The organism is Geojedonia litorea (assembly GCF_042654525.1).
GTDB lineage: Bacteria > Bacteroidota > Bacteroidia > Flavobacteriales > Flavobacteriaceae > Geojedonia > Geojedonia litorea.
Genome location: NZ_JBHSGP010000014.1, coordinates 441487 through 464908 on the forward strand (window position 1 = coordinate 441487; position 23422 = coordinate 464908).

General features: G+C 34.7%; 17 protein-coding genes and 1 tRNA gene. 17 read left to right on the plus strand and 1 reads right to left on the minus strand.

The window, feature by feature from the left end:
* Positions 1–70 precede the first annotated feature (70 nt).
* From murQ to ACFO5O_RS09930, 7 genes are all read left to right on the plus strand, one after another.
* Positions 71–895 carry an N-acetylmuramic acid 6-phosphate etherase gene (gene murQ, locus ACFO5O_RS09900; protein WP_387963314.1) on the plus strand — a complete coding sequence of 275 codons (825 nt, stop codon included), beginning with the start codon at positions 71–73 and terminating at the stop codon, positions 893–895.
* Entirely contained in the window at positions 888–2579 is a 1692-nt protein-coding gene (locus ACFO5O_RS09905; protein WP_387963315.1) for a glycoside hydrolase family 3 protein, read from the plus strand. The genes murQ and ACFO5O_RS09905 overlap by 8 nt, the downstream gene beginning before the upstream one ends.
* 33 nt (positions 2580–2612) lie before the next feature.
* Positions 2613–4082 carry a glycosyl hydrolase family 18 protein gene (locus ACFO5O_RS09910; RefSeq protein ID WP_387963317.1) on the plus strand — a complete coding sequence of 490 codons (1470 nt, stop codon included), beginning with the start codon at positions 2613–2615 and terminating at the stop codon, positions 4080–4082.
* A 43-nt stretch (positions 4083–4125) separates the two neighbouring features.
* On the plus strand, positions 4126–5346 hold the full coding sequence (locus ACFO5O_RS09915; RefSeq protein WP_387963319.1) for an exo-beta-N-acetylmuramidase NamZ family protein: 1221 nt from the start codon (positions 4126–4128) through the stop codon (positions 5344–5346).
* A 5-nt stretch (positions 5347–5351) separates the two neighbouring features.
* Positions 5352–8270, plus strand: coding sequence for an FAD-binding and (Fe-S)-binding domain-containing protein (locus tag ACFO5O_RS09920; protein ID WP_387963321.1), 2919 nt, complete (start codon positions 5352–5354; stop codon positions 8268–8270).
* Between the two features lie 80 nt (positions 8271–8350).
* A complete protein-coding gene (gene nagB, locus ACFO5O_RS09925; protein ID WP_387963323.1) occupies positions 8351–10279 on the plus strand; it encodes a glucosamine-6-phosphate deaminase in 1929 nt (642 codons plus the stop codon).
* Positions 10280–10366: 87 nt separating this feature from the next.
* Entirely contained in the window at positions 10367–11911 is a 1545-nt protein-coding gene (locus ACFO5O_RS09930; protein ID WP_387963325.1) for a glycoside hydrolase family 10-like protein, read from the plus strand.
* A 175-nt stretch (positions 11912–12086) separates the two neighbouring features.
* Here ACFO5O_RS09930 and ACFO5O_RS09935 read toward each other — a convergent pair.
* Positions 12087–12168, minus strand: a tRNA-Leu gene (locus ACFO5O_RS09935).
* Between the two features lie 144 nt (positions 12169–12312).
* Here ACFO5O_RS09935 and ACFO5O_RS09940 point away from each other — a divergent pair.
* The 10 genes from ACFO5O_RS09940 (at position 12313) to ACFO5O_RS09985 (ending at position 23418) form a co-directional block, all read left to right on the plus strand.
* A complete protein-coding gene (locus tag ACFO5O_RS09940) occupies positions 12313–13254 on the plus strand; it encodes a ribose-phosphate pyrophosphokinase (RefSeq protein ID WP_387963327.1) in 942 nt (313 codons plus the stop codon).
* Between the two features lie 24 nt (positions 13255–13278).
* Positions 13279–13932, plus strand: coding sequence for a 50S ribosomal protein L25/general stress protein Ctc (locus tag ACFO5O_RS09945; protein ID WP_387963329.1), 654 nt, complete (start codon positions 13279–13281; stop codon positions 13930–13932).
* Positions 13933–14014: 82 nt separating this feature from the next.
* Complete coding sequence (gene pth, locus ACFO5O_RS09950) at positions 14015–14650, plus strand: aminoacyl-tRNA hydrolase (RefSeq protein ID WP_387963332.1); 636 nt, start codon at positions 14015–14017, stop codon at positions 14648–14650.
* Positions 14651–14747: 97 nt separating this feature from the next.
* Entirely contained in the window at positions 14748–16736 is a 1989-nt protein-coding gene (locus tag ACFO5O_RS09955) for a M43 family zinc metalloprotease (RefSeq protein ID WP_387963334.1), read from the plus strand.
* Between the two features lie 96 nt (positions 16737–16832).
* Complete coding sequence (locus ACFO5O_RS09960; RefSeq protein ID WP_387963336.1) at positions 16833–17759, plus strand: bifunctional riboflavin kinase/FAD synthetase; 927 nt, start codon at positions 16833–16835, stop codon at positions 17757–17759.
* On the plus strand, positions 17759–19072 hold the full coding sequence (locus ACFO5O_RS09965) for an HTTM domain-containing protein (RefSeq protein WP_387963338.1): 1314 nt from the start codon (positions 17759–17761) through the stop codon (positions 19070–19072). Before ACFO5O_RS09960 ends, ACFO5O_RS09965 begins: the two co-directional genes overlap by 1 nt.
* Before the next feature lie 44 nt (positions 19073–19116).
* Positions 19117–20385, plus strand: a complete 1269-nt coding sequence (serS, locus tag ACFO5O_RS09970) for a serine--tRNA ligase (protein WP_387963340.1) — start codon at positions 19117–19119, stop codon at positions 20383–20385.
* 443 nt (positions 20386–20828) lie between these two features.
* Positions 20829–22571, plus strand: a complete 1743-nt coding sequence (locus ACFO5O_RS09975; RefSeq protein WP_387963342.1) for a tetratricopeptide repeat protein — start codon at positions 20829–20831, stop codon at positions 22569–22571.
* A gap of 6 nt (positions 22572–22577) precedes the next feature.
* Entirely contained in the window at positions 22578–23090 is a 513-nt protein-coding gene (locus tag ACFO5O_RS09980; protein WP_387963344.1) for a GNAT family N-acetyltransferase, read from the plus strand.
* 4 nt (positions 23091–23094) lie between these two features.
* Positions 23095–23418 carry a DUF4286 family protein gene (locus tag ACFO5O_RS09985; RefSeq protein WP_387963346.1) on the plus strand — a complete coding sequence of 108 codons (324 nt, stop codon included), beginning with the start codon at positions 23095–23097 and terminating at the stop codon, positions 23416–23418.
* The last annotated feature ends 4 nt before the right edge of the window (positions 23419–23422 follow it).

A 23422-nucleotide genomic window follows, 5' to 3' on the forward strand; every position in this document is an offset into this window, starting at 1 on the left:
TAAAACATAACATACACTTAAGGTAGTATGACAAAAAAACAAGTCGAAGTAGATAAAATTTTTTCTTAATATGACAAATAATCTAACAACCGAACAAACTTCAGATTATGATGATCTAGAACAAATGAACACATTTGAACTACTTCTAAATATGAACAATGAAGACAAAACTGTTCCTCGTGCAATTGAAAGGGCCATACCTTCAATTGAAAAACTCGTGAATATCATTCACGGTAAAATGAAAAATGGCGGGCGTTTATTTTATATAGGTGCAGGCACAAGTGGTCGATTGGGAGTATTAGATGCTTCTGAATGCCCTCCTACTTTTGGTGTTCCAGATGATTTGGTTATTGGTTTAATTGCAGGTGGCGATATTGCATTAAGAAAGGCAGTTGAAAATGCCGAAGATGATACCGAGTTGGCATGGAAAGACTTACAGAAATACAACATTAATGAAAATGATGTGCTCATTGGCATAGCTGCTTCAGGAACTACACCTTATGTTATTGGCGGAGTTATAAAAGCAAAAGAACATAATATCATTACAGGCTGTATAACATGCAATGAAAAATCACCTCTATCATTAGAGGTAGACTATGCCATTGAATTAATTGTTGGGCCAGAGTTTCTCACTGGTAGCACCCGAATGAAAGCTGGAACTGCTCAAAAACTTGCACTAAATATGATATCCACTACCGTTATGATAAAGTTGGGGAGAGTAAAAGGTAATAAAATGGTTGATATGCAACTTTCAAACAAAAAGCTGGTTAAGAGAGGTGTTAGAATGATAATGTTTGAATTAAATGTTGATGAACAAACAGCTACCAATTTGCTGCTTAAATACAAAAGTGTTAGAAATGCAATCGATGGTTTTAATCTAAATACAAATGAATAAAATTATAATCACCGGAATCCTCTCCTTATTTTTATTGGGTTTTTTCCCAGATAGGTATCATAACAATTTGAAGGAAGTAAATAATAAGACCCAATGGATTGATAGTATTTATTCAAACATGACTTTAAAAGAAAAAGTTGGGCAATTGTTCATGGTAGCTACTTATTCAAATCGTGATAAAAGCCATGTAGATTCTATTCAAAGTCTAATTAATAATTATGGTATTGGTGGGCTTATATTCTTCCAAGGCGGCCCAGTACGTCAGGCTAAATTAACAAACACTTATCAATCTATATCAAAAGTACCTTTACTAATTGGCATGGACGCCGAATGGGGCTTAAATATGCGTTTAGATAGTACGTCAAGATTTCCATATAATATGACTCTAGGTGCTATTCAAAATGACAGTTTGATAAAACAAATTGGAAATCAAATTGGGCGTCATTGCAAACGATTGGGCGTTCATTTAAATTTCGCTCCCGTGGTTGATATTAATACAAACCCGAATAACCCAATCATTGGAGTACGATCGTTTGGAGAAGATAAGTTAAACGTTACAAACAAAGCACTTGCATTTACCGAGGGTTTGCAAAGCCAAGGTATATTAGCTTGTGCTAAACATTTTCCAGGACATGGAGATACTGCAACCGATTCTCACAAAACATTACCAACCGTTGGGTTTTCTAAAGAGCGAATTGATTCTATTGAACTTCATCCTTATCGAGCGTTGTTTAAAAAGAATATTTCAGGAGTGATGGTAGCACATTTAAATGTACCTAGCCTAGAACAAATAGATGGATTGCCGTCATCTTTATCCTATAATATTGTTTCAACCAAGCTAAAACAACAACTAGCCTTTAAGGGTCTGGTTTTTACAGACGCCCTAAATATGAAAGGCGCCGCAAATTATAAAGAACCTGGAGATATAGACCTAGCTGCTTTTAAAGCAGGTAACGATGTATTGTTATTTACTGAAAATGCTCCCAAAGCAATTTCTAAAATCATAGAAGCCTACGAAAATAATGATATCAGTGAAGAGCGATTAGCACATTCGGTTAAAAAAATTCTCGGAGCTAAATACGATGTTAATTTAAATCAATTTATCCCAATTGAGATTAATAAGCTCGTAGAGGATTTAAATGACGAGACCAATGTCATCATTAATGAATTAGCAATGAGCAACGCTATTACAATTATTAAAAATGATAATCATAGTTTACCCATCAAGGCAAAAACTAAAGCAAAAATAGCATTCTTGAAATTGGGAGACGGCGATTCAAAAGCCTTTATCTCAACATTAAAATCTGACATTTCAATTGACGAAATTAATGCAACCTCTCAAAAAGAAATAATAAAAGCACTTAAGAACTATGACAAAGTTATCATTGGCTATCATCGTTTAAATTACCGAGAGACTAAAACCATTTCAAATGAAGATAAAAGTCTAATTGAAAAAATTTCTAAAACTAACCATGTGATTTTAAATGTTTTTGCCAGTCAATACAGTTTAAAAGAGCTTGCACTAAAACCTATTAATGGCATTATTATTTCTTACGAAAATTCAGAATTGGCACAAACAATTTCTGCCAAGATAATGTTGGATAACTTAAATGCAATTGGCAAGTTGCCTGCTTCAATAAATGCTGATTATCAGCAAAACCATGGAATTGAAATTAAGAATTAGTATCAATAAGTTTAACCAATTAAGAATTAAAATATGAAAAAACATCAACTTAGATTCTATCTTGTTTGTGCTCTTTTTTACACTCATTCTGTATTAGCTCAAGAACCAATTCTCAAAGGAGCTCATCAACTGCAAAAGGAAGAGTTTGGTAATTTAATGGAATCAAATAAAAAATCTTATTCTAAAGAGACAGGTATTATTGGTCTACAAAAGAGTAAAACAACCACATTAAGTAAAATGGTTTTTGGATTTTTACCTTATTGGGAACAAAGTAATGGCGCTCATGCCAATATAAGGTACGACTTATTAACGCACTTGGCATGTTTTGATTTTTTGGTACAATTAGACGCTTCTATAAGAACCCCTGCCGGATGGCCATGGACCACAGAAATTAATGCCGCCCATGCACAGGGAGTAAAAGTAGTTATGACGGTAGTTAATTTTGGTGGTGCTGATGGCGCTGATGCAGTAGCATGGGAAATGATTACAAATTCTTCTAAACAGGCAACGTTTTTCGCCAATATAAAAAGTATTATTCAAACTTATAATCTGGATGGCGTCAATATAGATTTTGAAGGAATGACTTCTGCACACAGAGGAGCAGAATTCAATACATTTATGGCAAATCTCACCAACTACATTCACACTGAACTTCCAGGTAAAGAAGTTTCAGTTGATGGTCCTGCAGTAAATTGGGGAGGATGGATTATGGATGAATTGGTAAATAGTGTTGACTATCTTATTGTAATGGCCTATGATTACACCTCCGCTAGTAGCGCTAATTCTGGACCAGTTGCCCCTTTAACACACCATACATCATGGAAAAGATTTGTTAAACGATCAATTGAAACAGGCACCTATGCTGTACCTACTGCTGAAAATCCTCAAAAATTAATTTTAGCTGTACCTTACTACGGGCAGCACTGGAAAACCGCTACAAATGTTTCAGAATCGGCTACTATTTCGCATGTTAGCTCCACGAGATTTAGAGATACCGAAGCTGATGCCGATAATCACGGCGGTTTTATCTGGAATGCAGATTTTGAATCCCCTTGGTATACATGGCATGATGGAACGAATTGGAATCAAGTTTGGGCAGATAATGAAACAAGCACCTCTAAAAAATTTGATTTGGCGATAGCTAATAATTTAGGAGGCGTTGGAATGTGGGCTTTAAACTATGATGGTACACGTCCAGAACTTTGGAATTTAATAAATACAAAATTTGGCGCAACAGCTTCAGTCGATGATCCCAATTTAAAAGATAACATTAAGGTTTTCCCAAACCCTGCTAAAAATTTAATCCATATAACTAATCATAAGGGTATAAAATTTAGTGAGATTGAAATTCTTAATGTATTAGGCAAATTAATTATTAAAGAGCATCCTGAATCCAATGCAATTGATATTAGTGAGTTAAGTGACGGGATTTATTTTTTAAAGGTTCAAGATGATTTGGGTAAACAAGCCACCTTTAAAATAATTAAATTAAATTTAAAATAATACCTTTTAAGGTCTCAAAACATTATAAACTAAATTAATCAATATGAAATACACGGTTATATTATTTGTTTTTGCATGGTTATCATGTAATTCTAATTCGAAAAAGAACACGAGCTCTGAAACCGAAGTTATAAAAGAAGTTCAGAACGAGAATCTAATTATTGTTGGAGCTAACCAAACAGATTTGTATTTGTCTAAATTAAAAGGGAAAAACGTTGGTATAGCCGCCAATCAAACATCGGTAATTTTTAAAGGTAATACCCAAGATGATTATACACACTTGGTTGATTCCTTACTTAGATTAAATATTAATGTTACTAAAGTATTTGCACCAGAACATGGTTTTCGTGGAGTGGCAGATGCGGGCGAACATATTACAGATGGAATAGATTCAGAAACTGGATTACCTATTATTTCGCTTTATGGTGAAAATAGTAAGCCTTCGAAAAAAAATCTCGAAAATATAGATGTGATGATTTTCGATATTCAAGATGTTGGAGTTAGATTTTATACCTATCTCTCAACCCTTCATTATGTTATGGAAGCTTGTGCTGAACTAAATATTCCTGTTCTCGTTTTGGACAGACCCAATCCTAACGGTCATTATATTGACGGTCCTTTGTTAGAAGAAGAGGTTAAAAGTTTTGTAGGACTACACCCTGTCCCTATTGTTTATGGAATGACTATTGGTGAATACGCAAATATGATTAATGGTGAAAAATGGTTAAAGAATGGCATTCAGTGTGATTTAACTGTGGTGTCTTTAAAAAATTATACGTATCATTCTGAATATGATTTACCTATTAAACCCTCTCCTAATCTTCCAAATGCAACCTCTATTAATTTATACGCTAGTTTATGTTTTTTCGAAGGCACAACAATAAGTTGTGGTCGAGGTACTGAAACACAATTTCAAGTTTTTGGCGCTCCTTTTTTACCCGAGCAATCTTTTGATTATAGTTTCACACCACAACCTAATTTTGGGTCAAAAACTCCAAAACACCAAGGGCAGTTATGCTTTGGAAGGGACTTAACAAATGCTGAAAAATTAAGCGAAATTAATCTAAGTTGGTTAATAGAAGCTTATAAATCATCACCTCAAAAAGAACAGTTTTTTAATAAATCCTTTACTAGATTAGCAGGGACTAAAACCTTGCAGCAACAAATTGAAAATGGATTAACAGTTCAAGAAATTAAAAAGTCTTGGCAACCTGGTCTGGAATCATTCAAAAAAGTCAGAGAAAAATATTTATTATATAATTAAAAATCATGGAAGTCAGTTTAGCACGAGTTTTAAATGAATTATCAGCAGATTTAGAAGGCGACCTTTTTTGCGATTTGCTACATAAGACAATTTACGCTACTGACGCCTCTGTATATAGAAAATTGCCTTTAGGTGTAGCCTACCCAAAAACCAATGAAGACCTACAGAAATTAATAAATTTTGCAACAACTCATAGTATCTCTCTTATCCCTAGAGCTGCAGGAACCTCCTTAGCAGGTCAATGTGTGGGTGATGGACTTGTGGTTGATATCTCAAAATATTTCACTAAGATTATAGATTTTGATGAGAATAATAAAACCGTCACTATTCAACCTGGGGTTATTAGAGATGAACTGAACAATTTTCTGGCGCCTTATGGACTCTTTTTTGGCCCTAACACCTCAACAAGTAATAGATGTATGATAGGCGGTATGGTTGGCAATAATTCTTCAGGAACTACATCAATTAAATATGGCGTCACAAGAGACAAAGTAATTGAACTTAAAACAATATTAAGCGATGGCTCCGAAGCAGTTTTTGGCGAGTTAAAAAGCGAAGATTATTTCTCAAAAATGGATGGAAATACATTAGAGAGTTCAATCTACAAGAGCTTATTCAATGAACTTACTAATGTTGAAAATCAGGCAGAAATTAAACGCGAATATCCCAAAAGTTCAATTCACCGAAGAAATAATGGCTACGCAGTTGACGAATTATTAAATTCAAAATTATTTGGAGGTAGCAATTCTATTATAAACCTCTCAAAGTTACTAGCTGGTAGCGAAGGGACACTTGCATTTACAACAGAAATCAAATTACAATTAGATAATCTACCCCCTGCCAAAAACATAATCGTGGCAGGACATTTTTCAAGTATTCAAGAAAGTATGGAGGCCGTTGTTATTGCCATGAAACACGATCTATACACTTGTGAATTAATGGATAAAACCATTCTAGACTGTACTAAAAACAACAGAGAACAGCTTAAAAACAGGTTTTTTGTAGAAGGTGATCCAAAAGCCATCTTAATGTTTGAAATCTGTACAAATGATGAAAACGAATCTATTAAGTTAGCTAACGCGTTAATTGCAGATTTAGAAAAAAACAAACTAGGATATGCATTTCCTAAACTATCAGGTCATGAAATTCATCAAGCTTTAGAACTTCGAAAAGCTGGTTTAGGTCTATTAGGGAATATTGTAGGTGATGATAAAGCGGTGGCCTGTATTGAAGACACGGCCGTAGAATTACATGATTTACCAAATTACATTTCAGAATTTTCACAAATGATGAAAGATTTTGGTCAAGAAGCTGTTTATTATGCCCATGCCGGTGCAGGTGAATTGCACCTACGCCCTATTCTAAATTTAAAAAAGAAAGAAGACCTTGTGCTTTTTCGAGAAATTACCAATAAAACCGCAGAGCTTGTAAAAAAATATGGCGGGTCTTTTAGTGGTGAACATGGAGACGGTATTGTGAGAGCCGAATTTATTCCTAAAATGATTGGTAAGAAAAATTATGCCCTTCTGAAAAGAATAAAGCTGTCCTTTGATCCAAATAATATTTTCAATAGGGGCAAAATTATTGATCCCTTCCCTATGGATGAAAACCTTCGATATGAAGTGAATAGAGACGAACCAAACTTTGAAACTATTCAAGATTTTTCAGATAGTTTAGGGATATTAAGAGCTGCTGAAAAATGCAATGGTTCGGGTGACTGTAGAAAGCTCCCTGAAGCAGGAGGAACCATGTGCCCTAGTTACAGAGCCACAAAAAATGAAAAAGACACCACCCGTGCACGCGCAAATGCACTCAGGGAGTTTTTAACTAATTCAGAAAAGAAAAATAAATTCAATCATAAAGAACTTCATAAAGTATTCGATTTGTGTTTAAGTTGTAAAGCATGCGCAAGTGAATGCCCAAGCAATGTAGATGTGGCAACATTAAAGGCTGAGTTTTTACACCAATATTATAAATCAAATGGCGTCCCAATTAGAGCAAAATTATTTGCTCATTCGGCCAATTTAAATAAAATAGGAAGTCTTGCCCCAAGTCTTACCAATTATATATTAAATGCTAAAAGCACTAAAAAAATTTTAGGTGTTTCAACAAAAAGGAGTATTCCAAAATTACATCATACAACATTTCATAGTTGGTACAAGAAAAATGAAAAGAGACTCTCAACAGGGTCAAATTTCAAAGGTATATTGTATCTCTTTATAGATGAATTTGTTAACTATTATGATGTTGGTATTGGCATAGACACCATAGAGCTTTTAACAAAACTAGGCTACAAAGTGAATATCACTAACCATCAAGAGAGTGGAAGGAGCGCTATCTCTAAAGGTCTTTTAAACAAAGCCAAAACCATTACAGATTTTAATGTAAACCATTATAAAAACCACATAACCGAAGATTGCCCGTTGGTTGGTATAGAACCCTCTGCAATTCTGACATTTAGAGATGAGTATATAAGACTAGCAAGCGATTCAATTTCGGCAAAAAAAATTGCAGAACATACCTACACAATTGAAGAATTTTTGTTTAGAGAATTCAAAAACAACAAAATTTCATCAGACCAATTTACCACTAAACCACAGGTTTTAAAAATTCATGGTCATTGCCATCAAAAGGCTTTAAGCACAATGGAGCCAACATTTAAAGTATTATCAATTCCTAAAAAGTATAAGGTAACAATTATTAACTCTGGCTGCTGTGGTATGGCAGGATCATTTGGTTACGAAAAAGAGCATTTCGATATTAGTATGCAAATAGGTGAAGATACATTGTTCCCAAAAATCAGAAATATTGAAAAAGACACCATAATTGCTGCCTCAGGTACAAGTTGCAGACATCAAATAATGGATGGAACTCGTAAAAACTCAAAACATCCGGTGAGTATATTAAGAGAGGCACTTTTGTAAAAAATGCTACATCAATAGGTCATATTAAAAAGAATAATTCATTAAAAAGAACATAAAACTAAAATTAAAGAAGAAGCAAAATGTTAAAGAGCACAATTGACAAATCAACAGGTTTCGAAAAAAGGTTTGAGAACATCGGGACTATAGTTTACGAGAATTCAGTTACCGCCTCTAAAGCTGTAGCAAAAGAAATAGCAGACCTAATAAGGGTAAAGCAATCTCAAAAACAGCCTTGCATTTTAGGACTGGCTACAGGAAGTACACCAAAAGGGCTTTATGCCGAATTGGTTCGTTTACATAAAGAAGAAGGGTTAAGTTTTAAAAACGTAATATCATTCAATTTAGATGAATATTATCCTATGGAGCCAGACTCGATTAATAGCTATGTACGATTTATGAAAGAATTGCTGTTCAACCATGTTGATATCTTACCTGAAAATTGTCACGTCCCAGATGGAATGTTACCTAAAGAACGAATTGCTGACTACTGTGATCAGTACGAAGCTAAAATAGAATCGTTAGGAGGTATCGATTTGCAAATATTAGGTATTGGTGGTAACGGACATATTGGTTTTAACGAATCTGGTTCATTACAAAATTCTAAAACGCGTTTAGTGGCCTTAGATCACATAACAAGAGTTGCTGCCAGCAATGATTTTTCGGGACTTAACAATACTCCCAGAACTGCTATAACCCTTGGCGTTAAGAAAATAATGGAAGCTAAAAGAGTAATACTTTTAGCCTGGGGAGAAAGTAAATCAAACATCATTAGGGCGTCAGTTGAAGGCCCAGTTATTAATCAGGTACCAGCTTCGTTTTTACAGGAACACAATAATGCCATTTTTGTATTGGATCAAGCTGCTGCTTCAAAACTCACACGTATAAACTCACCTTGGTTAGTAGAAAAAATTGAATGGACTGATAAATTAATCAGAAAAGCCGTTTTAGGCCTTGCATTACATTTAAAAAAACCCATCTTAATGTTAACCGATGCCGATTATATTGAAAATGGAATGAGTGATTTGCTGGCAGATTCAGGCCCGGCCTATGACATAAATATTAAAATATTCAATAAACTGCAAAGTACTATTACAGGATGGCCAGGCGGAAAACCTAATGCCGACGATAGTAAACGACCAGAGCGTGCAGAGCCCACTAAAAAACGAGTCCTTATTTTCAGCCCCCACCCTGATGATGATATCATTAGCATGGGAGGAACATTTAAGCGTTTACATGAGCAAGGGCACGAAGTTCATGTGGGCTATCAAACATCGGGAAATATTGCAGTTGCAGACGATGAAGCTTTACGTTTTGCAAGTTTTGTATGTGACTATAATGCCAAATTTGGGATTAAAAGCGAAGAAGCTGATGATATTTATAAAAAAGCAGTTGCTTTTCTAAAAAACAAAAAATCTAGTGAAATAGACATTGAAGAAGTTAGATATATCAAAGGATTAATTAGAAAAGGAGAAGCTCGAGCAACCTGTCATTTTGTTGGTATACCAGATCAACAAATTCATTTTATGGAATTACCATTTTATGAAACAGGGAGTATTGAAAAAAAGCCCTTATCGCAAGAAGACATCCAAATAACAATGAATTTAATTGAAAAAGTTAAACCTCATCAAATTTATGCCGCGGGTGATCTAGCCGACCCTCACGGAACTCACAAAGTGTGTTTAGACGCCATTTTTGAGGCCGTTAAAACATTAAAACCTAATAAGTACATGAAGGACTGCTGGGTCTGGTTATACAGAGGTGCATGGCAAGAATGGGGAGTTGATGAAATTGATATGGCCGTACCAATGGGCCCTGACCAGGTATTAGAAAAACGAAAAGGAATATTTAAGCACCAATCTCAAAAAGATGGTGTCGTCTTTCAAGGATCAGATAGTAGAGAATTTTGGCAACGAGCTGAAGACAGAAACAAGGAAACGGCAGATTTATATGACCAATTAGGCCTATCTCATTATGCGGCTATGGAAGCTTTTGTGAAATGGGAATATTAAAAAAATAATTATAGCAAAAATCAGGGGTTTAATCTTCAGCAAATGATAAGATTTCATTTTTAGAAAAATTTATTCCTTACATCAATTATGAAGTTCATTTCACTAATTTTCTTGTTTTTTATATTAGTTACAGGGTGTAAATCTTCTAAACCTACAAGTACTAATAACCAAGAGTTTGCTTTGTCATTTCAAGAAGAGTTAATTCCATGGAATCCCAAAACCCCTTATAATATTGAAGAATTTAGAGGCGCATGGGTAGCCACAGTAGCCAACATTAACTGGCCTAGCAAACCCGGTCTATCTGTAAACGAACAACAAAAAGAAGCATTAATGCTTTTAGATTGTTTGAAAGAAAATAATTTTAACGCAGTAGTTTTTCAAGTACGCCCACAAGCAGATGCTATGTATGCAAGTCCGTTAGAACCATGGTCATCTTATCTAACCGGAAAACAAGGGGAGGCCCCTGAACCATTTTATGATCCTTTAAGTTTTTGGATACAAGCGGCTCATGAAAGAGGATTAGAATTACATGCATGGCTTAATCCTTATAGAGCACATCATACTTCAGGAGGAGAAATAAGTGAACAATCAGTTATTAAAACGAACCCAGAACTAGTTGTAAGATTAGAAAACGGAATGTACTGGATGGACCCATCACTTCAAGGAACTCAAGATAGAACTTTAGCGGTAGTACTGGACCTATTGAAGCGATATGATATTGATGGGATACATTTTGATGATTATTTTTACCCTTATGACTCTTATAATAATGGTAAAGATTTTCCCGACATTAAATCATGGGAGAAGTATACTGAAAAAGGAGGATTACTGTCAAAAGCTGATTGGAGACGACAAGGTGTAAATACTTTTATAAAAAAAGCTTATACTGAAATAAAAAAGGTTAAACCCTATGTGAAATTTGGAATAAGCCCATTTGGTATATGGAGACCAGGGTATCCTGAATCAATTAAAGGCTATGATCAATACGAACTTTTATATGCAGATGCTAAACTCTGGCTTAATGAAGGATGGATCGATTATTTCGCACCCCAATTATATTGGAAAATAAATAGAATAGACCAGAGTTTTCCTGTCCTATTGGGATGGTGGCAAAGTCAAAATTCAAAGCAACGACATTTATGGCCAGGAATAAGTGCCTATACAGGAGCAAATGAGCAAAATGCTGATGAAACCTTAAATCAAATAATGATAACTAGGGGGATGCTCCCTAAAAGTAAAGGGACAATCCATTGGAGTATAGCCCCATTGGTAAAAAACGATACCTTATCTAAATCATTACAATTTGGCCCCTATTATAATCAATCACTAGTCCCCTCTTCTCCATGGCTAGATAATATACCTCCTTTAAAACCCGAAGTTCATTTAAATAAAAATCAGAACAATGTTTTTATCTCTTGGGAGCATTCAGAAAAATTTGACGTATTTAGATGGGTGTTATATTATCAGTATAAAGACATAGACTGGCAACATACTATTTTAGACAGAAAAGACACTTCATTTGTTTTGCCTTTAGCAACTAAAAGCAATGATAAAGTATTACTAAAAATAGGCCTTACAGCCGTTGATAGAACTGGTAATCAAAGTGAATTCTTTGAAATTAAAATAAACTGATAATTAAACCCATAATTTAGGATTGAAAAGTCAACTGGCTAATTAAATCACATTACGCAACGAACAAAGACCAAAGAAAGGGGTTAATTGGAGATATATTTCCGAATTACGTTGCAACATTAAGGAATATAATGAAAATAAAAAAAGCCTTTATCTTTTCAAATAAAGGCTTTAGTACTCAAGGTGGGAATCGAACCCACACTCCCGAAAGAACTGGATTTTGAATCCAGCGCGTCTACCAATTCCGCCACTTGAGCAATTCGGATTGCAAAATTAGAAAAAAAATCATCACAAACAATTAAAAATACTGGCTTTTATACTTTTGCAGTCCAAATAAATTCCTAAATTTGCACCTCATTTAACAAAAGCGTTTCAATACGCTACAAAACAACATATTATCAATGCCTAATGTAGTTACAGAAGCTAAAATTTTTGCATGCAATCAGAGTCGAGAACTAGCTGAAAAAATAGCGGAGACTTTTGGTGTAAAATTAGGTAATGTGATCACTTCAACCTATAGTGATGGCGAGTTTCAACCATCATATGAAGAATCCATTAGAGGCACACGAATTTTCATAATTGGTTCTACGCATCCAGGACCTCAAAATTTAATGGAAATGTTGTTGATGATTGATGCAGCAAAACGCGCATCGGCAAGGCACATTACTGCGGTATTACCTTATTTTGGATGGGCTAGACAAGATAGAAAGGATAAACCTAGAGTACCTATCGCTGCTAAACTAGTCGCAAAAATGTTGGAAGCCGCAGGAGCAACCCGTATTATAACTATGGATTTGCATGCCGATCAAATTCAAGGGTTTTTTGAAAAACCTGTAGATCACTTATTTGCCTCTACGGTGTTTTTACCCTATTTAAGAAGTTTGAATTTAGAAAACCTGACTATTGCTTCACCTGACATGGGTGGTTCTAAAAGAGCTTATGCCTACTCTAAAGCTTTAGAAAGTGATGTTGTAATATGTTATAAACAACGTGCTAAAGCTAATGTCATTTCACATATGGAACTCATTGGTGACGTTACAGGTAAAAATGTTGTTTTAGTGGATGATATGGTAGATACAGCAGGAACGTTGACTAAAGCTGCAGATTTAATGATGGAACGTGGTGCTTTAAGTGTAAGAGCAATATGCACTCACCCCATTTTATCTGGAAGTGCTTATGAACGATTAGAAAACTCAAAACTTGAAGAATTGATTGTAACAGATTCAATTCCTTTAAAACAAAAGAGCAGCAAATTAAGAGTGATTAGCTGCGCCGAACTTTTTGCAGATGTCATGCACAATGTGCATTACAACAAGTCAATAAGTTCCAAATTTATAATGTAATTAATATTAATATAAACACAAACAATGAAATCAATTACAATCAATGGATCTCAAAGAGAAAGCGTGGGCAAAAAAGCAACAAAAGCCTTACGTAATGCTGGTCAGGTTCCTTGCGTATTATACGGAGGAGATAAACCAGTGCATTTCTCGGCAACAGAATTAGCATTTTCAAATCTGGTTTATACGCCAAATGCGCATACTGTTGTAATTAATTTAGAAAATGGTGAAACTTATGATGCAATCATGCAAGACATTCAATTTCACCCTGTAACTGATAGAATTTTACACGTAGATTTCTATCAATTATTTGCCGACAAAGAAATCACTATGGACATTCCAGTACATATTATTGGAGTATCTAAAGGTGTTTTAAATGGAGGTGTACTTCGTAAAAACAAACGTAAATTAAGAGTAAAAGCTTTACCTGCTAATTTACCTGATTTTATTGAAGCCGATATTACGCCTTTAAAAATTGGAAGCAAATTGTACATTACCGAATTAGAAAACGATGCTTACAAATTTTTACATCCAGACAACACTGTAGTATGTCAAGTAAGACGTTCTAGAGCTAGTATTGCTGAATTTGAAGCTGAAGATGAAGAAGAATTAGAAGAAGGAGCTGAAGCTACAACTGAAGGAGGAGATGCTCCAGCAGCTGAAGCTACTGCAGAAGCATAAGAATAACATCTTAAGTTCTGATATAATTTAAAAGCATTCTGTTAATTCAGGATGCTTTTTTATTTTTACACAAATTAACATCATGTTAAAATTCTTCTTTAACCTATTTAAAAAAGAAAATTCTTCAGTAAAGCATGAAGTAAACGACCATATGAAAAAATTTCTCATTGTAGGATTAGGGAACATTGGTGAAAAATACCAAAACACACGACATAATATTGGCTTTAAAGTCCTTGATTATTTAGCTGAAAAAGAACAACTTGTTTTCGACACTCAAAAATTAGGAGACATTTGTACTTATAAGTTCAAGGGTCGCACATTTACTTTACTAAAACCTAGTACTTATATGAATTTAAGTGGAAAATCTGTTGTTTATTGGATGACAAAAGAAAAAACACCTCTAGAAAATGTGTTAATAATCACTGATGATCTCAACTTACCGTTTGGTACCATTCGATTAAAAACCAAGGGCAGTGATGGTGGCCATAACGGACTAAAAGATATACAAGACAAATTGCAAACTGTAAATTACAACAGATTTCGATTTGGAATTAGTGATACCTTCAGTAAAGGAAGGCAAGTAGATTATGTTTTAGGAGAGTGGACCGATGAGGAAAACCTTAAATTGCCTGAACGCCTAGAAAAGTCTGTAGAGCTAATAAAGTCATTTGGCACTGCTGGTATTGCTATTACCATGAACACTTTCAATGGCACCTAATTAGTTTTAAATCAATAGTGCTAAGGGGTCTGAAATTAAATATTTTTAGAACAAAACACTTAAATTCATATATTTATAGGCTATTATGAATTGCCCTATGAAAAAAATTGCGCTTTCCATTTTTGTTTTGGCTTGCTTTTTATGTTCAGGGATTTTGGAAGCTCAAGAAAAATCAACCTCTAAAAAAGCCTCTAAACCTACGCCCAACGGAATACATCGTTGCTCCTCTGATGAATACAATGCCGAACTCTTAAAACAATACCCAAATATGATGGGTAGTAAAAGTTTTGAAAAGAAACTTGAAAACAAAATAAAAGAACTTAAAGCATCACGAATACTCTCTGCAAATGGTGCTACATTAGTGAGAATACCAGTTGTTGTTCATGTTATCCACAACGGAACTGCGGTTGGGGTTGGTGCAAACATATCAGATGCTCAAGTATTATCTCAAATTCAAGTACTCAACGAAGATTTTAGAAAAATGACTGGAACACGAGGAGAAAATTCACATCCTGATGGAGCCGATACAAATATTGAATTTTATTTGGCAAAAGAATCTCCTAATGGGTGTACTACATCAGGAATTGAACGATATGACCTGTCCAACATAAGTACAACATGGCATGGTCCTGATGTTCCTAATTCAAATACTGAAACCATTTTAAAACCTATGACTATATGGGATTCCACGAGGTATTTAAATATGTGGACGGTAACTTTAAGTGGCAGCAATTTATTAGGTTATGCACAATTTCCAGGAGGCCCTACTGATACGGATGGCGTTGTGATGGGACACCAATATTTTGGCTCGAATGATGCACCTGGAGTAAATTTAAACGGCTCTACTCCATTCGATTTAGGAAGAACGACTACCCATGAAGTTGGTCATTTTTTAGGATTATTCCATACCTTTCAAGATGAAGGCAGTTGTTCAGCACCAGGTGACTTCTGTGATGATACACCTGCCGTTTTAAATCCAAATTATGGATGCCCCACAACAATCCCAGACTCTTGTCCAGCTGATCCAGGACTAGACATGATTGAAAACTATATGGATTATTCTAATGACGCTTGTATGAATATTTTCACTAATGATCAGAGCGCGAGAATGGATGCCGCTTTATCCGGGGCTAGATTATCATTAGCCAATTCAACTGTTCCAGATAGCCGCACAGCTGTTAACTATGATAGTAGTATAAAAATTGAAAGTATAAACCTGGAAGCTTGCACAGGCACATTCTCACCAAAAGTAATTCTAACAAACTTTGGAACTATACCTTTGACGTCTGCCACCATTACATATAATTTAAATGGCGGAGCTTCTATGGTTGAAAATTGGACAGGCTCTTTGTCTGAAGAAGCTCACGAAACCATCAGCTTGCCATCAATGACAACACCCCCTGGAAATAATATCCTTAATGTTACGGTATCACAAACAAATACCGATCAAAGGGGCTGTAATGATGGAGATGCAAAGAGCTTTAATGGGGTCACATATGAAAATACAACTCAGATACACTTAACACTTAATACTGATGATTTTGCTAATGAAATAGACTGGGAATTTAAAAATAGCAGTAACACCCTGTTATATAGTGGTAGTTATGATTCTCCTGCAGATGATAATAAAACCTTTATAGAAGCCTTTGATGTCGTAGCTAACGAATGTTATACCTTTACCATTACGGATACTCAAGGTGATGGTATTTGCTGTGATTTTGGCATAGGTTCGTATGAATTGAGGACTGACAATAATACATTGATTGTAAGCGGTGGTTCTTTTGCCTTTTCTGAAACAACAACCATGTCTACCACTGCATTAAGTATGGACGATTATTTTAAAACTAATAGAGTAAAGATATACCCAAATCCTACCCAAAATGATTTAACCATTTCTATGTTAAATCCAAGGCAACTACCAAATGGATTTCAAGTTTATAACATGTTAGGTCAAGCCATATTTTCTAAATCAATTACTACGGTAGAAGACTTGAAAATAAACACATCCATTTTGAGTAATGGCATGTATTTTATTAAAATCTCAAAAGGAAGCAGGTCAATAGCAATTCCTTTTATCAAAAAATAAATTCGAATTCAAAATTAATTAAACAGAGGATTGAAATTTCAATCCTCTGTTTAATATTGATAGTTTAATGGTTATTTTTACAAAAAATCGACGGCATTGGAATTACATAAAACCCTAAAATCATATAAAAACGAACCTTCTGTAATCACCATTGGCACCTTTGATGGCGTTCATATTGGGCATCAAAAAATTATTAAACGATTGGTTGAGCGTGCTAAAGAGAAAAAACTTTCTTCATTGATACTAACCTTTTTTCCTCATCCAAGGGCTGTTTTACAGAGTGGTGTAGATATCAAATTACTTAATACCATTGATGAGCGAAAAGCAATTTTATCGCATTTAGGGTTAGACCACTTAATTATTAAAAAGTTTACCAAAGAATTCGCACGTTATACAGCTGAACACTATGTGCGGGAAGTATTGGTCGAAGAGCTTAATGCCAAACACATCATTATAGGTTATGACCACAGGTTTGGAAAAAAACGAAGTGCCGATATTAAAGACCTCATCAAATATGGGCATGAGTATGGCTTTGAAGTAGAACAAATTTCAGCACAGGACATTGAAGATGTTGCCGTAAGTTCAACAAAAATAAGGACAGCACTAGCCCATGGCGATATAAACACAGCCAATGCATATTTAGGCTACAACTATTTTTTAACTGGTAAGGTGGTAAAAGGGAAGCAAATAGGGAAGCAAATCGGATTCCCAACCGCTAATATTTACATCAAAGAAGATTACAAACTCATTCCAAAAAATGGTGTTTATGTCGTTAAATGCACTCTAAAAAACGAATTGCTTTATGGTATGATGAATATTGGCACCAATCCTACAGTAGATGGTTCAAAACAATCTATTGAAGTGCATTTTTTTAATTTCAACCGTAGTCTTTATGACCAGTACCTTAAAGTCGAAATTTTAGAGCGTTTAAGGGATGAGCGTAAATTCGAATCCCTTGAAGCCTTGCAGTTGCAATTACAAAAAGATCAATCTACAGCATTAGAATACCTTAATATCACCTAGTGAACAAATTCCTGTTTAAACATATTGATAATAGTACATTAATAGTGTTTAGGGTATGTTTCGGTTTTCTGGTAATTGTAGAAAGTTTTGGCGCCATTTTTACAGGCTGGGTCAAACACACGTTTATAGATCCTCAATTCACCTTTTCATTTATTTCGTTTCAATGGCTTCAACCACTTCCCGGTAATTGGATGTATATGTACTATGCTATTATGGGAATTCTAGGTTTAGGCATTATGGTTGGCTACAAATATAGATGGAGTATCATTGGGTTTACACTTCTTTGGTCTGTCACATATTTCATGCAAAAATCGTCATACAATAACCATTATTATCTTTTGATTTTGTTAAGCGCATTTATGGCCATCGTTCCTGCCAACAGGTATCTATCTTTAGACGCGAAACTGCAGCCTGAAATCAAAAGTAATGCTATGCCTAATTGGTGTAGATGGATTTTCATAGCACAAATGCTCATCGTCTATTCTTATGCGGCTGTTGCCAAATTATATCCAGACTGGTTAAATTTATCTGTTATAGAGGTTTTAATGAAAGACAAGCAAGGTTATGCACTTGTTGGTGAGCTTTTGCAACAGCGATGGTTACAGGCTATCATTGCTTATGGAGGCATTTTGTATGATGGATTAATAATCCCATTATTACTTTGGAAGCCTACTCGTAAATGGGCGTTTATTATTTCAATCGTATTTCACTTATTTAATTCGTTTGTATTCCAAATCGGAATTTTTCCTTACATGTCATTGGCTTTGTGTCTGTTCTTTTTTGAACCTAAAACCATTCAACAGGTATTTTTAAAAAAGAAGACATATTATGAAGGTGATGAAGTAATACTACCAAACCACAAAAAGCCATTCGTAGTCATTTTGACCTTATATTTTATCATTCAAATTGCCTTGCCTTTAAGGCATTGGTTCATAAAAGATGATGTTCTGTGGACCGAAGAAGGCCATCGTTTATCCTGGCGAATGATGCTTCGATCTAGATCCGGTATTACCAACTTTAAAGTAATCGACAAGGCTTCAAAAGTAGAAATCCCTATTAAGTTGGAAGACTATCTTACGGCGAAGCAAATCCGAAATGTCAAAACTAAACCTGATATGATGTGGCAATTTGCACAATATCTAAAACGCAGTTATGCAAAAAACGGATTGGATATAGAAGTTTATGTAAACAGCTATTTAAAAGTTAATGACAATCCTATTAAACCGTTTATAAATCCAGACGTAGATCTCGCAAATGTTAAATGGGAACCTTTTAAACACAGCTCGTGGATTTTACCTTCAAAACAAGATTAAATTTAGGGCAATTGTGTAAATTTGTCGCTTAAATTTATCCCATAATGTTACAAGTACCGTTTATTAGATCAAATAAAGAAACTGTTATCAAGCAATTGGCAAAACGTAATATTGATGCCACTGAAATGATCGATGAAGTTATTGCTTTAGATGAGGACCGAAGAGCTCTACAAACCAGATTAGATACTATTTTGGCAGAATCTAATAATTTATCTAAAGAAATAGGGAATTTATTTAAATCTGGGGAAGCTCAAAAGGCAAATGCACTAAAGGAACAGACCACACAATTAAAAGAAGATTCTAAATTATTGTCTGATCAACTTAATCAAAAGGTTGAAGATTTAAATGCATTACTTTATAAAATTCCTAATGTTCCTAATGATCTTGTTCCAGCCGGAAATACGGAAGATGATAATGAAGAGGTCTTTAGAGCAGGTGAAATCCCTAAATTACATGATGGTGCCTTACCACATTGGGAACTCGCCAAAACCTATGATATTATTGACTTTGAACTCGGCAATAAAATTACAGGCGCAGGTTTTCCAGTATATAAAGGTAAAGGTGCAAAACTTCAACGTGCTTTAATTTCTTATTTTTTAGATAAAAATACGGCAGCCGGTTATACCGAATACCAATTACCACATTTGGTGAATGAAGCCTCTGGTTTTGGCACTGGACAATTGCCTGATAAAGAAGGGCAAATGTACCATGTTACCGAGGATAATTTATACTTGATCCCTACTGCTGAAGTCCCAGCTACTAATTTATTTCGAGATAATTTACTAAATGAGTCTGATCTGCCAATTGCTGTTACGGGTTACACACCTTGTTTTAGAAGAGAAGCTGGAAGCTATGGCGCTCATGTTCGTGGCTTAAATCGTTTACACCAATTTGATAAGGTTGAAATTTTACGCATTGAGCATCCCACACGCTCATATGATGCCTTAAATGAAATGGTCGAGCATGTTAAAGGCATACTAAACGAATTAAAATTACCTTACAGAATATTGCGTCTTTGTGGTGGCGATCTCGGATTTACTTCTGCACTTACTTACGATTTTGAAGTATTCTCAACAGCGCAAGATAGATGGTTGGAGATTTCTTCAGTATCGAACTTTGAAACGTTTCAAGCCAATCGCTTAAAACTTCGATTTAAAAATGCTGACGGCAAAAATGAATTGTGCCATACACTTAATGGAAGTTCCTTGGCCCTACCTAGGGTTCTTGCGGGTATTTTAGAAAACTATCAAACACCTGATGGCATTCAAATACCAGACGTTTTAATTCCTTATACTGGATTTGATAAAATTTAGTTTTTGTAGGTTTTTATTTACAATAATTCGTTTAAGTGATCAAAAAAGACGTCGTTCAACGAATTTTTGTTGATTTATTTTGATTTTTATCAATTTTTTTTGAAGTTAGACTTCCAAATAAGAACTAACCTACTTATTATGAAAAATGTGAAACGCATCGTGCTGCTCGTTACCTTACTTGTTATGGTGAGCAAAGTGTTTTTTTAACACCTTAAGCACAATACATAAAACTTTTTAAGAGTTTACCAAAAGAGATAATTGAATCATTTTTAAAGTATAATGATTAATAGCACATTTATTTTCATTGGTAATGCCCAAACGCTGTTTGGGCATTTTTTTTATAAAAACATTCACAATAATAAAATCTTCCTTTTGTTATATTTACATAAATTACAATCATGAAGGGATTATCGCTAATAATGTGTTTACTATGTACTTCGATTATGTTTTCACAAATCGAGGACAGAAGCATTGACATTGCCGATGATTACTTCAATCGTGGAGAATTTGAAAAAGCACTCATCTCCTATCAAAAACTGTATGCTGGAAAAAACGATTACAACATTTTCAATAAAATGATCAAAACGCTTCAGCAACTAGAGCGTTACGAAGAAGCCCATCAGATTATTTTAAATCGGCTTTCAACCAGCAAATTTCCTCCCTTATTAGTAGAACTTGGCTATAATTACCAGCTTCAGGATAGTCTTCAACAAGCATCCAATTACTATAACGAAGCTATTTCAAACATCGAGACCAATCCTGTTTACACGGTTAGTATTGCAGGGCAATTTGAAAAATACTCACTTTTAGAGCAAGCCATTAAGGTTTATAAAAGAGGAATGGAGTTAATGCCCAATTCTAATTTCAATAGCCAATTGGCTCGCATTTACGGAGAACAAGGAGATATTGAAGGCATGTTTTCGAGTTACATCAATTATGTTGAAGCTAAACCTAACGATTTAAATTCTGCAAAACGTGCTTTTAGTGATTTCGTTTCAGAGAATAAGGACAATGAAAACAATATCATTCTAAAAAAGTTATTGCTTAAAAAACTGCAGTCTGACCCAGATATTTATTGGTACGATTTATTAAGCTGGTTATTTGTTCAGGAAAAAGAATTCGATAAATCATTCACACAAGAAAAAGCTCTATATAAGCGTCAACTAGAAAGTTTAGATCGCATTATTAGTTTGGCTATAGCGGCATTAAATGAAAAGGAATATGAAACTGCCAACGCTGTTTTTGAATACATTCTTGAAAACAGTCAGGACATTCAAACCCAGCTTTTAGCCCATCAATACTTGTTAGACATTAAAACAACAAATGCCACGAGTAATCAATTACCGGAAATTTCGAATGCTTACCAAAACCTGTTCAAACACTATGGAACTTTTGAACAAACCTTGGCACTTCAATTGGCCTATGGCAATTTTCTAGCGTTTCATATGCACCAACCTGAAGAAGCCACATCATTTTTAAAAGAAAGTCTAAAACTCAATCTTTCGCCTTTTCAACAAGCCACGGTAAAATTGCTGTTAGGTGATATTTTAGTGTTTCAGGAGAAATTTAATGAAGCGCTTATTTACTATTCACAAATCCAAGCCAATCTAAAAAACAGTACTATTTCCCAAGAAGCCCGATTTAAGGTGGCAAAAACTAGTTATTACAAAGGTGATTTTGATTGGGCAGAATCACAGCTTAAAATCCTAAAATCCTCGACGTCGCAGCTTATTGCCAATGATGCTCTGGATTTAAAACTTTTAATTTCGGATAATAAATACGAAGACTCACTTCACGTAGCCTTGAAATTATATGCCAAAGCCGATTTATTAGCGTTTCAAAATAAAAACAGTGAAGCCATTGCTCTTTTAGAGACCATATTAACCGAACATAATGGTGAAAGCATAATAGATCAAACCTTATTAAAACAAGCTCAGTTATTTGAAAAGCAGAAAAAATTTGACAAAGCAGTTTCAAATTACCAATCCATAATCGCGAATTATAGGGATGGGATTTTGGCCGATGATGCCTATTATTTTTTAGCTGAATTGTACAATAACGTTTTGGGGAGCCCTGAACAAGCTAAACCGCTGTATGAAAAAATTATATTTGACCATCAGGACAGCATCTATTTTGTAGAAGCAAGAAAAAAATTCAGAATGCTACGCGGTGACGCCATAAACTAGAGCCTCATGCCAATTATCGAAACTGATCGTCTCGTGATTTCAAAATTCACTTTACACGATGCCAAATTCTTTTTGGAATTGGTCAACTCACCTAATTGGATAAAGTATATTGGCGACCGCAACACCAAAACCCTAAAGGACTCCAAAGAACGCATTAAAAATGGACACCTAAAAAGTTATAAGGAAAATGGTTTTGGGTTTTACAAATTACTTTTAAAAAATGAAAGCAATAAACCAATAGGCACTTGTGGATTAATTAAACGTGAATCCTTAGATGATGTTGATCTAGGCTTTGCCATGTTACCAGATTATGAAGGCAAAGGTTATGGATTTGAAGCATCGGTTGCAATACTAAATCTAGGTAAAGAAAAATTTAATTTAAATCGAATTACAGCAATTACCTTACCTACTAATCAAAATTCTATCAAACTTTTAGAAAAATTAGGCTTATCTTATGAAAAAAAGGTGATTCCCTTTGAAGATGGAGTAGAACTCCTGTTATTTGCAAAAGATTTATAGTACTATGATTATATATAATGTCACTATAACCATTGAAAACAGTATTCATGATCAATGGTTAAATTGGATGAAACAGGAACATATCCCTGAAGTTTTGGGTACAGGAAAATTTGAAAAGGCAACTTTTACAAAAGTACTTGTTGACGAGATGGAAGGACACACCTATTCAGTGCAGTATCGCGCTACTTCTCGGGCAAGTTTGGATGCTTATTATAAAGAAGATGCCGAACGACTGCGAAGTCAAGGATTAAAAAAGTTTGCCGATAAAATGTTGGCCTTCAGAACAGAACTTCAAATTGTAGATGAGTATTCAGTGACCTTTAAATAAAAAT

Bases quoted from the DNA above. Each gene is read 5' to 3' on its own strand.
- pth (WP_387963332.1), top strand. From the start codon at position 14,015: ATGTTAAAATTCTTCTTTAACCTATTTAAAAAAGAAAATTCTTCAGTA.
- murQ (WP_387963314.1), top strand. From the start codon at position 71: ATGACAAATAATCTAACAACCGAACAAACTTCAGATTATGATGATCTA.
- nagB (WP_387963323.1), top strand. From the start codon at position 8,351: ATGTTAAAGAGCACAATTGACAAATCAACAGGTTTCGAAAAAAGGTTT.
- ACFO5O_RS09915 (WP_387963319.1), top strand. From the start codon at position 4,126: ATGAAATACACGGTTATATTATTTGTTTTTGCATGGTTATCATGTAAT.
- ACFO5O_RS09985 (WP_387963346.1), top strand. From the start codon at position 23,095: ATGATTATATATAATGTCACTATAACCATTGAAAACAGTATTCATGAT.
- ACFO5O_RS09940 (WP_387963327.1), top strand. From the start codon at position 12,313: ATGCCTAATGTAGTTACAGAAGCTAAAATTTTTGCATGCAATCAGAGT.
- ACFO5O_RS09980 (WP_387963344.1), top strand. From the start codon at position 22,578: ATGCCAATTATCGAAACTGATCGTCTCGTGATTTCAAAATTCACTTTA.
- ACFO5O_RS09930 (WP_387963325.1), top strand. From the start codon at position 10,367: ATGAAGTTCATTTCACTAATTTTCTTGTTTTTTATATTAGTTACAGGG.
- ACFO5O_RS09905 (WP_387963315.1), top strand. From the start codon at position 888: ATGAATAAAATTATAATCACCGGAATCCTCTCCTTATTTTTATTGGGT.
- ACFO5O_RS09945 (WP_387963329.1), top strand. From the start codon at position 13,279: ATGAAATCAATTACAATCAATGGATCTCAAAGAGAAAGCGTGGGCAAA.
- ACFO5O_RS09955 (WP_387963334.1), top strand. From the start codon at position 14,748: ATGAAAAAAATTGCGCTTTCCATTTTTGTTTTGGCTTGCTTTTTATGT.
- serS (WP_387963340.1), top strand. From the start codon at position 19,117: ATGTTACAAGTACCGTTTATTAGATCAAATAAAGAAACTGTTATCAAG.
- ACFO5O_RS09920 (WP_387963321.1), top strand. From the start codon at position 5,352: ATGGAAGTCAGTTTAGCACGAGTTTTAAATGAATTATCAGCAGATTTA.
- ACFO5O_RS09910 (WP_387963317.1), top strand. From the start codon at position 2,613: ATGAAAAAACATCAACTTAGATTCTATCTTGTTTGTGCTCTTTTTTAC.
- ACFO5O_RS09975 (WP_387963342.1), top strand. From the start codon at position 20,829: ATGTTTTCACAAATCGAGGACAGAAGCATTGACATTGCCGATGATTAC.